The 12,141-nt window shown below is 43.5% G+C and carries 11 protein-coding genes; 4 read left to right on the top strand and 7 right to left on the bottom strand.

Annotated elements, in window-relative coordinates; genetic code table 11:
- The 4 genes from RTR63_RS06205 to ruvC all read right to left on the bottom strand — a co-directional run.
- A partial coding sequence (locus RTR63_RS06205; protein WP_312523282.1) for a calcium:cation antiporter occupies positions 1-1,091 on the bottom strand: 1,091 nt, incomplete at its 3' end.
- 86 nt (positions 1,092-1,177) lie between these two features.
- Positions 1,178-2,575: an MFS transporter gene (locus RTR63_RS06200; RefSeq protein ID WP_312523280.1), complete on the bottom strand. Its 1,398-nt coding sequence runs from the start codon at positions 2,573-2,575 to the stop codon at positions 1,178-1,180.
- Positions 2,576-2,678: 103 nt separating this feature from the next.
- Positions 2,679-3,539, bottom strand: coding sequence for a formyltetrahydrofolate deformylase (gene purU, locus RTR63_RS06195; protein WP_312523277.1), 861 nt, complete (start codon positions 3,537-3,539; stop codon positions 2,679-2,681).
- A gap of 154 nt (positions 3,540-3,693) precedes the next feature.
- A complete protein-coding gene (gene ruvC, locus RTR63_RS06190) occupies positions 3,694-4,296 on the bottom strand; it encodes a crossover junction endodeoxyribonuclease RuvC (RefSeq protein WP_159375000.1) in 603 nt (200 codons plus the stop codon).
- A 240-nt stretch (positions 4,297-4,536) separates the two neighbouring features.
- Here ruvC and RTR63_RS06185 point away from each other — a divergent pair, with 240 nt between their 5' ends.
- From RTR63_RS06185 to RTR63_RS06170, 4 genes are all read left to right on the top strand, one after another.
- Entirely contained in the window at positions 4,537-5,172 is a 636-nt protein-coding gene (locus tag RTR63_RS06185) for an FxsA family protein (protein WP_312523274.1), read from the top strand.
- A 260-nt stretch (positions 5,173-5,432) separates the two neighbouring features.
- Positions 5,433-6,140 carry a CoA transferase subunit A gene (locus RTR63_RS06180; protein ID WP_312523272.1) on the top strand — a complete coding sequence of 236 codons (708 nt, stop codon included), beginning with the start codon at positions 5,433-5,435 and terminating at the stop codon, positions 6,138-6,140.
- 17 nt (positions 6,141-6,157) lie between these two features.
- Positions 6,158-6,787, top strand: a complete 630-nt coding sequence (locus RTR63_RS06175; protein ID WP_239742802.1) for a 3-oxoacid CoA-transferase subunit B — start codon at positions 6,158-6,160, stop codon at positions 6,785-6,787.
- A 187-nt stretch (positions 6,788-6,974) separates the two neighbouring features.
- Positions 6,975-8,204, top strand: coding sequence for an SEL1-like repeat protein (locus RTR63_RS06170; protein ID WP_312523270.1), 1,230 nt, complete (start codon positions 6,975-6,977; stop codon positions 8,202-8,204).
- A 71-nt stretch (positions 8,205-8,275) separates the two neighbouring features.
- Here the strand turns inward: RTR63_RS06170 and rnt are convergent, their stop codons facing one another.
- The 3 genes from rnt to RTR63_RS06155 form a co-directional block, all read right to left on the bottom strand.
- Positions 8,276-9,004: a ribonuclease T gene (gene rnt / locus RTR63_RS06165; RefSeq protein WP_312523268.1), complete on the bottom strand. Its 729-nt coding sequence runs from the start codon at positions 9,002-9,004 to the stop codon at positions 8,276-8,278.
- 43 nt (positions 9,005-9,047) lie between these two features.
- Positions 9,048-10,130, bottom strand: coding sequence for a dihydroorotase (gene pyrC / locus RTR63_RS06160; RefSeq protein WP_312523266.1), 1,083 nt, complete (start codon positions 10,128-10,130; stop codon positions 9,048-9,050).
- A gap of 172 nt (positions 10,131-10,302) precedes the next feature.
- Positions 10,303-11,895, bottom strand: coding sequence for a hypothetical protein (locus RTR63_RS06155; protein WP_312523265.1), 1,593 nt, complete (start codon positions 11,893-11,895; stop codon positions 10,303-10,305).
- Positions 11,896-12,141 lie beyond the last annotated feature (246 nt).

The following is a 12,141-nucleotide window of genomic DNA, read 5'->3' as shown; positions in this document are numbered from 1 at the left end:
GAGAAAAACACAAAAGTGGCTAACATGACCAAATGGATGATGCCATGTAAAAAAGTGGTGCGCCCGGTACTTAAAGTATTGATGGTTATCATCAGCGTAATGACCAGCATTAGCCCTTCTTTGGCGGACAACCCAAACATGACGGGCGTTGCTGTGAAGATTGAATAAAGCGCGATAACAGGAATTGTCAACGAAATGGACGCCAAAGCCGAGCCTAACGCCAAATTTAAACTGTTTTGCAGCTGGTCGTTGTAGGCAGCTTTTAACGCGGCAATAGATTCAGGCAACAGTACCAAGGCAGCAATGATAATCCCTAACACGATTTTTGGCATACCCATCGCCAGCAGCGCCGCTTCCATCGCAGGCGACAACATCTTAGCAAGACCCACGACCGTCACCAAACTGAAAAACAAAAATCCCACACTCATCGCCGTGGTTAGCGTATTATCACTGTGATGCTGATCATCTACACCGTCGGCAATAAAATAATCACGGTGACGAATGGTTTGGGTAAAGATAAATGCGGCATACAAAATCAAACAGCAAATCGCTACAAACAGCAGCTGAGCGCCAATCATGAAACCGCCTGCAGCAGAGGTGGTAAAATTGGGTAAAATAAATACGATTAATGCAATCGCCAATAACACACTAATTGCCGCTTTACTGCCATGCAAACTATAACGCTGTACATAATTTTTGATACCACCAATTAACAGGCAAATACCAATAATCCCGTTACAAATCAGCATCACTGCTGCAAATACCGTATCACGGGCAAGCACCGCCGCATCGGTGGGTGTACTACTACTCATGAGTGCCAAAATAAGTGCCACTTCAATTACAGTGACCGCCAATGCCAAAACCAACGTACCAAAAGGCTCACCCACTTTGTGAGCAATCACCTCAGCGTGATGCACAGCAGCAAAAACTGACCCCATCAAAAAAATCGCCGTCACGGTATTCATGATGATACCCGAAGGATGCCAAATCAAATGCACCGCAAGCACTAAAGCGGCGATACTTGGCGACAATAACGTCCAAATGGGTAAATTGATATTAAATTTTTGGTTCAGCCAAAATGTTTTTGCCATATCCCCTCCGCTCTATCTATATTTTCTAATTTATCATATAAATAGATAATATGGTCAAAAATATCAAAAATCAATTAAAAATGAAATTATTTCTCATTACTTTGTAATTTATGCCAGTAAATTATTGGTGTAAGACAAACAAAACCAATTAGCATACTCACCCAAAAATGCCATTGATAGCCCAAAAAATGCGCCATATAGCCGCTGGCAAAATGCGCTGAGCCGCCCAACACCGTCAATAGACAAACCTGCACGGTAAAATCACTCCCCGCATTGGCAGGGCGTGAATAATGCATAATGGTCGTGAGCATCGCAATCAGCGCCAACGATGCACAAAAATGCTCCAGTGCATTGACGACATAGAGCCACAAAAAATCAGTCAGTAACTGATGATAAAACCCATAAGCTACCAACCCATACAACCCTGTGGTCAGCGCTTGAGCAAGATTAAAATATAGCAGTGACGTAAAGCGAGTGAGTCGTTTCATCAAAATTGTGGCGACCCCTGCCCCAGCGACTGAGGCAGCCGAGCCCAAAATAGTTGCCCAAAAGCCAATTTGCTGCAAGTTGAGTCCAACATCAACCATCATCGGTTTGACCATACCGCTTGAAATGCCATCAGCAATTTTATAGGTCAATAACACCCCTAGCCAAGCCAGCATCTCCCGCGATGACCAAAAATATTGATAATGGTGGCTCAGGTAATTTTTTAGTGCCTTAAAACTGCCAGATTTTTCTGCCTGTACTTGTTTTTTGGAAGGTATAACCGAGGTGTTGGCGTGCTCTTTAAAAAACACAATGGGCACGGTATTCATTGCCACCAAAGCCGCCATGGCAAGAAAACTATTACGCCAGCCCCATTGTTCTAACAGCATCAGTAAAACACCGCCACCGATAATCAGCCCCAGCCGATAGCCGATGACTTGTACGGCATTGCCTTGGCTTTGGCGATGATGGTGATTGGTCGTTTGATTCACCGAATCAAGATTAGGCACAGGCATATCATGGGTCAGCGGTTCTTTGGGCGCCATAGCCGCTTTAAGCAAACGGGTTGCTAGCCCATCGGTCGCCACATCGTGTGTCGCCCCAATGAGGCTTAAGGTAAATAACATCCCATACAATGTCATCACCGAACTGGTTTGTGCCAAATTATGCGGTTCAAAAAATGCCACCGCAATCAGTATGACAATCGATAGCCCTTGCATCGGCAAAATCCAGCTTTTGGCGCGTCCGATTTTCTGTGAATAATAGCCGTCCACGACAGTAGCCCACAGGAATTTAAGCCCCCAAGGTACCAAAATCAGCCCCGACCAACCAATGGCAACCAGTGAGACTTTGTATTCACGTAAAATCGCTGGCAAGGCTTGGGTGATAAATCCTGCGGGCAAGCCTTGAGCCAAGTATAAGGTGAGCAGTAAGCCCAAGGTTTTATAGTGGGTCATACGAGTGTTGGATCGTGGCGCTGGCGACTTTGATAACGGCATAGGACTACCACAGGTAGATTATTTTTATAGTCGGAAGAGGGGCGTAAAAACTACGCCCTAATAACAAGATAAGCTGCAATGACAACACATAACAGATGAAAAATTAGTTAAATACCACCGTTTTATTGCCTGTGACAATCACACGGTTTTGTAGATGCCAACGCACGGCACGGGTCAGCACACTACGCTCGACATCTTGCCCAATCGCCCGCAATTCTGCCACATGGTGGCGATGGCTGACACGGTGCACGTCTTGCTCAATAATCGGTCCTTGGTCAAGGTCGGCTGTGACATAATGCGCGGTGGCACCAATCAGTTTGACGCCTTTTTCATAGGCTTGGCGGTATGGATCAGCACCGACAAAGGCTGGCAAGAATGAGTGATGAATATTGATAATTTTCATGTGCCAGGCGGCGGTAAATTCAGCCGATAAAATCTGCATATAGCGCGCCAGCACCAACAAATCACAGTCTTTGACCAGCGCTTGAATCTCGGCTTCTGCTTGTACTTTATTGTCTTTGCTCACAGTCACTTGATGAAATGGCACACCAAAATTTTCTACCGCTTGGCGCAAATCATGGTGATTACTGACGACACAGGTAATCTCACAATCTAGTTGTCCTTGTTGCCAGCGCCATAGTAAATCAAGTAGCGCATGGTCGTATTTGGACACCAAAATCGCTACTTTTTTACGTTTGCTGTTGTCAAATAGTTTCCATTCCATTTGATAGATGCGAGCGACGGTATGCTCAAAGCTGCCTTTCATGTTGTCGATGATATTGTCTAAATCATTGATAGCCATTTCAAGGCGCATAAAATATTGACCGCCTTCGGGCTCAGTCGAGTATTGGTCAAGGGTAATAATATTGGCGCCATAACGATAAAAAAATTCGGATACAGCTTGCACAATGCCTGCGCGGTCTTGGCATTTAATCAATAAAGTTGCAGTAGCTAGTTGGCTCATGAGGTACTTCTTGTGTTCAATTTTCAAAAGATGCCATTGTAGCGATTTTTGTGCTGACAAAGAAGTCTAAAGCCGTCAAAAGCCTTGTTGGATATAAAAATTTTCTTGAGATTCGTTTACCCCCTGCCTTTTAACCTAACTTTTAACCTGCCTTTTAACTTAAATTACCCAAATCAACTTCGGTCAAGCGCCAGCGCCCCTTTTTCTTTGAGCGTCCACCTGCGCTTTGACCACCGATTACCGCTGCGCCGCCGAGCAATTTATTCAGTGTCTGACTATGATAGGCATGACAAATCGCACACGCCAAGCCATCTGCCGCATCTGCTTGCGGCTGTATCTCAAGGCTCAACAAGCGCATCACCATAAGCTGAATCTGCTCTTTATCTGCCGCGCCATAGCCACATACCGCTTGTTTGATTTGCCGTGCGGTATACTCAGCTACTTGCAAATCTTTGGCAACCATGGCGGCAATCGCTGCACCCCGCGCCTGCCCGAGCTTAAGCGCGGTGTCGGGGTTTGATGCCATAAATACTTGCTCGATGGCGGCGGTCATGGGTTCATTGGTGTATTTTTGATAATGCTCAACAATACGGCTAATCCCATCAAATATCCGCTTTAACCGCTCGGGCATGGTTTCCCCTTGGCTGTAAGCATGAATCGTGCCTGCATCCAAATGTTCAAGTTTATCCCCACTCAACCGAATGATGCCATAGCCTGTCAGACGCGAGCCTGGGTCAATACCAATAAAGATGCTCATAAAAAATGCTCGTAAAACATGCTCATAAAAAAAGATACCCACAAAAAAATTTTGCTAAAAATTTAGTCGAAGCTAAAAATGCCGTCAAATTATAGCATTTATCAAAAATTTAACGAAAAAATTGCTGAATTTCAAAAAACTATTTGATAGTTTTATGCATTACCCCCATCATTATTGCATTGGTTAATGATTCATCATTTGTTCTTTATAGTTTATTCACAATTTAGGAATCGTATTTTCATGGGAAATATAGTTGGGATTGCCATTGTCTGGTTGATTATTGAGATGCTGGTTTGGTATTTAATCGCACAATTTGTCAGTGGCTGGTGGGTGTTTTTATGGTTTGTCGTAGCCGGCTTTGTGGGTGCAGCCCTCATTAAAAAAGGCATAGCCACCTTAAAACCGATGGCTGGGCAAGCGCAAGCCGCCATGCTTAACCCTGCCATGCGTCCCAATGAAAATTCCGTGGTGAAAGCGATTGCTTTTGCGGTGGCAGGTATCTTATTGGTACTGCCCGGTATTTTGAGTGATATTGCGGCACTTATTGTGTTATTACCTGCGGTACAAAATAAGTTTAAAGCTTTTGCCAAAGACTATGCCACTAAAAACCCAGAAAAATTGATGCAAATGATGGCAAGCAAAATGGGCGGTATGGATCCCTCAAAAATGGGTGGCTTAGGGGGTCTTGGCGGCATGGGTGGACAAAACCCGTTTGGCAGTCAGAATCCATTTGGTGGTATGGGTGGACAAAGTCCATTTGGGGGCTTTGGTAGCAAAAATAACAACGGCGGTAAATTTGGCACGACCATAGACGGACAAGCCAAGACGGTCAATTCGAACGCCAAACGCATCACCCGCTCTGCCAATGATGACTAGAAGATGGATAAAAAATTGACTGTTAAAAATTGTTAAATTTAAGGCATCCCTAGTATGCCTTTTTTTATGCCCTATTTTTGCGAAAAACTGGGTTTACTTTTTGCAAAAATTCATGCAATGTGATTTACTTAAGACAAAATTTGTTATATAAATTCTATAATGATACAATTTGTTTCGTTTTGGAATTTTTAGGTTTGAGCGTAATTTTTATTTTTGGTAAATGATATTAACAACATTGGTTAGCGACAAGGAGTGAATGTATGACCAGCAAAGTATATGACAGTGCAGCTACGGCACTTGAAGGCGTCATCAAAGATGGACAAACGATTGCGGTGGGTGGTTTCGGTCTGTGTGGTATCCCCGAAGCTTTGATTGAAGCCTTGCGAGATAGCGGCGTTAAAGATTTGACCTGTATCAGCAATAACGCTGGTGTCGATGGTTTTGGTTTAGGATTATTGCTAGAGACTCGCCAAGTCAAAAAAATGATTGCGTCGTATGTCGGTGAAAACAAAGAATTCGAACGTCAGTTTTTATCGGGTGAATTGGAAGTGGAATTGACCCCACAAGGGACGCTGGCAGAAAAATTGCGTGCAGGGGGTGCGGGCATCCCTGCGTTCTTTACCGCAACTGGCGTAGGCACCCAAATTGCTGAGGGTAAAGAAGAACGTGAATTTGACGGTCGTCAATATATCCTTGAGCGCTCATTAGTCGCTGATGTGGCACTGGTCAAAGCCCAAAAAGCGGATAAAGCGGGCAACTTGATGTTCAACAAAACGGCGCGTAACTTTAACCCAGATGTCGCCACTGCAGGTAAAGTCACCATTGTCGAAGTTGAGCAATTGGTGGAAACTGGCGAGCTAGACCCCGACCAAATTCATTTGCCGGGTATTTATGTGCATCGCATCGTGGTCAATGCCAACCCAGAAAAACGCATCGAAAAAGTGACGACCAAAGAACAGACAAACTAGGATATAAGGAGATTACCATGGCATGGACTCGTGAACAAATGGCACAAAGAGCCGCAAAAGAACTACAGGACGGCTTTTATGTCAATTTAGGTATCGGTTTACCGACCTTAGTGGCGAACTATATTCCAGAAGGCGTCAACGTTTGGCTACAATCAGAAAATGGGCTGCTTGGAATTGATGAATTCCCAACACCCGATAAAGTTGACCCAGATTTAATCAATGCCGGTAAACAAACCGTCACCACAGCGACTGGTGCGAGCTTTTTTTCAAGCTCACAATCATTTGCCATGATTCGTGGCGGCAAAGTCAACCTTGCCATCTTAGGAGCGATGGAAGTTTCAGACAATGGCGATCTTGCCAACTGGATGATTCCTGGCAAGATGGTTAAAGGCATGGGCGGCGCGATGGACTTGGTCGCAGGCGTTCAACGCGTCATTGTATTGATGGAACATACCAACAAACATGGCGAGCCAAAAGTATTGGCTGAATGTACGCTACCCCTGACAGGCAAAAAAGTGGTGAATCGTATCATCTCTGATTTAGCTATCATGGATGTGACCGATAGCGGTCTAAAACTGGTTGAGCTGGCAGACGGTGTCACGTTTGAAGAATTACAATCAAAAACGCCTGTAGCCATTGCCCAATAACACCTGCAAAATAACAGCGCTATTACAATCAAGTCAGCGTTAAATTGCCATTAAAAGGACAGTGGAAAAAGACAATAATAAAGGACAGTGATGCTGTCCTTTTTTATGGTTTTTTATGATTTTGGTTTTTTTACTTTCGGTTATTTGTCCTCTATAATGACATCACTATCAACATTTATCCAACACCATGATTGCATCTCGCTTCTCTCATCCCAAATTTATCACCGATGAAGACAATCCGCTGATTGATCGTAAATATCCCAATGAGATGACAGCCGATGACGGTGTGGCATTGCCGCAAATTTATCGGTTTGACTTTGCCGAGGTGCCAGATTTTAGCCAAACAGTAATGCAAATCACCCCGGTGATTGATGCACCCAATATCATGGATACGTCCAATGATCATAAAGCGCTATCAGAAAATGTCACCCCTGCTACTGATAAATCTGTGCATGTGGCTCAACAAACAGCGTCATCTATGCCGCCCACTTCGCTCAACAATCCCCTTACTTCTCAATCGCTAACTAGCAAAATCCCATCAAAAGCACGCTCAAATCGCCAAGTCATTGCGCAAGCAAGAGCCCAAGCCAAACAGATTGAACAGCAAAAACAACAACAAGAACAGCAACGCCAAGCAAAGGAAGTTGCGCGCTATCAGGCAGAAGTTGAAGCCGCGCTACTCAATCCCACACTGCATGAAGGACTGCTCAATCAGCGCAAATCCATTGCCGAATCACAGGCAGTGGTCAACAAACATGCGATTTTTGGCGAGCTTGCACAGGATTTGCAGACCATTCAATGGCTTGAGTCAAATCTGACAGAGCAAAACCGAGCAATGTATGAAAAAGCGGTTGCGCTGATTCAAGCAGCGCAATCAAGTGGCAATGCATCGGAAAATAATTTATTAGAAATCAATGCATTAGAAAATAATGTACTCGAAGACAATGTAGCAGCAGAAAATATAGTCGAAAACACTATATCAGCAGACAATTTGGCAAAAGCCGTACAATTAATTGATGAATTTGCCGAGAATGGTCTTGCTGATGCATTGCTGCGTCGAGCGCTGTGGCTATTTGAAGGCAATCACTTACTCAAGATTTCTCAAAACTCCCAACAAGCTTTGCTATTGTTGCAACAAGCAGCCTCGCAACAAGACAATCGCGCGGAGAAATTACTCAGTAAACTCTACTATGCAGGACATGGGGTCGAGCAAGATAGAGAGATGGGCAAATACTGGCTAGAGCTGGCTGCGGCACATGGTCACCCTGATGCCATACGAATTTCACAAGGTATTGCCACCCTGTCATTACTCAAGCAAACCCAACGCGAGGATACTAGCTATGGCAAAAAAATGGCGCTTGCGACTGCGGCGCTGATTATATTCATGATACTGATATTTGTGGCAGTTAAAGTTTAAAGACTTGGATGAATGCCGTGATTTGGATGTTAAACAAGGTTAAATATCCCAATCACAGTATTTAAAAAAATTTAGCCATCCGTTGGGTCGTCAGATGGCACTAGTACGACCTCGTCATCGCTATCCTGACGCTCATCATGCTCCTCATCATTAGCCTCATCGGTCGCCAAGTTTGGTGTCAGCAGCGGATAATTGTTTAAGATATAACAAAATAATTCAGCCGTTTTTTGGGTGTCATATAAGGCAGAATGCGCTTCATTGCCATCAAATTCTAGTCCAGCGAGTTTGCACGCTCTCGCCAGTACCGTTTGACCAAACGCAAGCGCGGATAAGGTGACGGTATCTAACACGGAAAACTGGTGAAATTGGCTTTGATTTTTGCTATTGGTACGCTCAATTAAAGCATTTAAAAAGCCCAAGTCAAAATGCGCATTATGCCCTACCAAAATGCACTTGGTACATTGGGTCGATTGACGCACCGTTTTTAAGTATTTAAAAATACGGCGAATGGCGGTTTTTTCATCTTCGGCAATGGCTTTTCGCATCGGGCTGTGGGGATTAATGCCGGTGAATTGCAGGGCACGCGCTTCAAGATTTGCCCCTTCAAACGGCTCAATATGGGCATTGACCGCTTCACCTGGGTAAAAAAGCCCGGTATCATCCATCAAAATTGGAATACAGGCAATCTCAAGCAAGGCATCGGTTTTTGGATTGAACCCTGCTGTCTCTACATCCACCACCACGGGCAAGTAATTGCGAAAACGGTTGGCAATAGTCATCGATTCAGTTGTGGCGGTCATACGTTACCTTGCGGAAAAAACAGAAAAAATAAAGGATTAAAAATCATACGGCTAAATTAAATGGCATCACTTTCCAGTCCAGCGTTTGTCCAGCCATCAGCGGGGTCAAATCTTTACCGTCAAGATAAGGGTAATGCTCGGGGACTTGCCAGGCTTCACGCACCAAGGTCACTTTATCACTATTGATAGGTAAGCCATAAAATTTTGCCCCGTGAATACTGGTAAAGCCTTCTAACTTATCAAGTTTGCCCACGCTGTCAAAGGCTTGTGCATACAAAGGCAGCGCAATCGATGCACTGTAACAGCCTGCACAACCGCAAGCATTTTCCTTGGTATGCGTCGCGTGGGGCGCAGAGTCAGTGCCAATAAAGAATTTGGGATTACCACTGGTTGCCACATCAAGTAATACTTTTTGGTGACTTTGGCGTTTTAAAATCGGCAAGCAATAAAAATGCGGTTTAATTCCGCCCACCAGTAGGTGATTACGATTAAACAATAAATGCTGCGGGGTAATCGTCGCTGCGACATTTTTGCCCTGTGACAACACAAAGTCAGCGGCATCACTGGTGGTGATATGCTCAAAGACGATTTTTAATTTTGGAAATTTATCAATCAGATTGACCATCACTTCATCAATAAAGCGTTTTTCACGGTCGAAAATATCAATATGATGGTGCGTCACTTCGCCATGAACCAACAGCGGCAAACCCAACGCTTCCATCTTGGCAAATACATCGGTGCAGTTATTGATATTGGTCACACCATCCGCAGAATTGGTGGTCGCACCTGCAGGATATAACTTGACTGCTTTTACTACACCGGAATCAACAGCGGTTTCGATGTCTTCTGCCGTCAGTGACTCGGTTAAGTAAAGCGTCATCAATGGCTCAAATTGCTGGGAGATACTGTCATTGGGCACTTGCGCCAAAATACGCTCACGATAAGCGATAGCATCAGCGGCTGTTTTGACGGGTGGCACCAAATTTGGCATACAAATGGCGCGGCGAAAATTGGCAGCGGCATGTGGCACCGTCGTGGCAAGCGCCTGCCCATCCCGTAAATGAATATGCCAATCATCAGGGGCAGTAATAGTAAAAGTATTGATAGATGCAGTCGCTGCGCTCATGATTTCCTCGAACAGTCTTGAGAGTGCCTTAAAAAAACGTCAAAAACCGATAATTGAAGCGTCGAAAAACTTGTGCATCATAGCAGTTTTAGCCAAAAAACGACATGAAAATATTCGCAAGCCAAGTACACCGACAAATAATACGTCAGTTTATGTCGTTTTAATAAAGGTATTAATGAGTTTTGGATTTATTGCTAGGTTTGTTATTCGCCTTATTGTTTACTTTGTTATTCGCTTTGTCATCTGCCTTATTATCCATCGTGTTATTTGCCTTTTTGTCAGGCTTTTTAGCGGATTTTTTGTCAGTGGCGGTTGTTGGTGATGAGGCTTTCTGCGCTTTTTGTTTTACAGTTTTATCGTTAGCCGCTGATTTTTTGCTAGTGCTAGCGGCTTTTTCAGAGGATTGCTTGTCGCCTTTGGTCGCTAAGTTAGCTTTTTTAACATCTTTTTTAGAGTCAGCATTAGAGTCATTGCCAAAATCAGGGCTGTTTGTTTTTTTGCGGTCTTTGTTAGGCTGCTTTTTGTCAGATTTTTTCGTATCTCGTGCTTTTTCAGCTTGCGCTGAATGCTTATTATCTTGTGATTTGTGATTATCTCGTGGTTTATTATTCTCTTGTAATTCAGAAATAGCTGCTTTTTTGCCACGCTCAGTCATTGTTATCGGATTAGTCATATCTGCTACAGAGGCGACTTTTACTATCGCCACATCGTGATAAACCAGGTGTGCCACTGACATTTTTGCCGAGGGTTGAGTGGCGGCAGGCTTATCTTTGACGCTCACCAACGCGCCTATTCCGCCAAAAACGGCGACAGATAATACAGTGGCGGTCGCAATCCAATTTTTTTGTAACTTATCTATCCAATGACTGGGTTTGCGAACTTGCGGTTTGGCAAAAATATCGCTGATTGAAAGCGCTGTTTGTGTGTTTGACGTCACCGCTTTATTTATTTGGCGGTTACCGTTTGAAATCACCTGTCGATTGAAGTGAGCCTGTGGGATGGTCATTGGGGCAATGTTGAAAAAATTGGACGCTTTATAAGCTTTATAAATAGCCATTTGCTGAATAATATGCTGTTGATAGGCAGGCAAGTCCGCAACATTTTGAATTTTTGACCATTTTAATTGCTGTTGTTGTATTGCTTGAAAACTGCCAGCGCGCCTAAAACCCAGTGCATTTATCAGCCCCGTATCTTCTGGCGACATAAAAAAAACCGGCTGCATCACAAGCCACTCAGTAATCTGCGCTGAGTCTATGGTGTTTTGTAGCGAACTTATCGTATCTGCCAAATTTATCACCGCCAATGCAGTGATAGTCTGCCAAATAGTTAACAGGTTATCTAAGGGTAGATGGGTTTTTTCCAGTAGCACGCCGGCAATCATGGTTTTTTGGGTTTCATCATCAAACCACTGCTCAAAAATCGATGGGCTATTTTTAGACAGTTGTTTTAGGGTTACAAAATTAATGCCGTTTTCAGTGAAATTTTTTGTAACTAAAGTAGTGAAAAATTCGGAGGTAAAACTATTTTTATCTGTTACCTGTGCCAAATTTTGATGGATTAATGACGGATTTTGCTGAATTTTTGCCGATAACTGATAAAGCACGACTTTTAATAGCTCAGGCACGACTTTTTTTAGATAACAAATTGATACGTGTGACCCATCTGCGACTATCGGTAGCAATGGCGGCAGAGCGTTTGCCCAAAAATGATATAACGATATATGGTCAATGATATTACAAGGCGTTGAAGGATTTTTTGACAGCATATTTTGTCACTTAATTTGCATTTTTTAGCATTGGGGTGGTTAGTGAGCTTTTAGCAATATCGTAGCTGCAGGGCAACTTCTTTATACACCCTCTAAAAAAATAGCGTTAAATTTAGAAATCTTGTTGATACCTTACCATTTCACTTCGATTAAATTCATCAAATTATGATTAGAATTTGTTGTAACTTTTGTGCAAACTTAGTAAAGTAGACAGCATCAAAAATTATATTTTAGCATCAATCACGT

The sequence above is a fragment of the Moraxella sp. CTOTU47724 genome (assembly GCF_032014955.1).
Taxonomy (GTDB): Bacteria; Pseudomonadota; Gammaproteobacteria; order Pseudomonadales; family Moraxellaceae; genus Faucicola; species Faucicola tetraodonis.
The sequence above is the reverse complement of the archived record's forward strand: the minus strand, read 5'-3'. Positions and strand labels throughout refer to the sequence as shown.

Coding starts and splice junctions, on each gene's coding strand:
- RTR63_RS06200 (WP_312523280.1), bottom strand. CDS start 2,575: ATGCCGTTATCAAAGTCGCCAGCGCCACGATCCAACACTCGTATGACC.
- purU (WP_312523277.1), bottom strand. CDS start 3,539: ATGAGCCAACTAGCTACTGCAACTTTATTGATTAAATGCCAAGACCGC.
- ruvC (WP_159375000.1), bottom strand. CDS start 4,296: ATGAGCATCTTTATTGGTATTGACCCAGGCTCGCGTCTGACAGGCTAT.
- RTR63_RS06185 (WP_312523274.1), top strand. CDS start 4,537: ATGGGAAATATAGTTGGGATTGCCATTGTCTGGTTGATTATTGAGATG.
- RTR63_RS06180 (WP_312523272.1), top strand. CDS start 5,433: ATGACCAGCAAAGTATATGACAGTGCAGCTACGGCACTTGAAGGCGTC.
- RTR63_RS06175 (WP_239742802.1), top strand. CDS start 6,158: ATGGCATGGACTCGTGAACAAATGGCACAAAGAGCCGCAAAAGAACTA.
- RTR63_RS06170 (WP_312523270.1), top strand. CDS start 6,975: ATGATTGCATCTCGCTTCTCTCATCCCAAATTTATCACCGATGAAGAC.
- rnt (WP_312523268.1), bottom strand. CDS start 9,004: ATGACCGCCACAACTGAATCGATGACTATTGCCAACCGTTTTCGCAAT.
- pyrC (WP_312523266.1), bottom strand. CDS start 10,130: ATGAGCGCAGCGACTGCATCTATCAATACTTTTACTATTACTGCCCCT.
- RTR63_RS06155 (WP_312523265.1), bottom strand. CDS start 11,895: ATGCTGTCAAAAAATCCTTCAACGCCTTGTAATATCATTGACCATATA.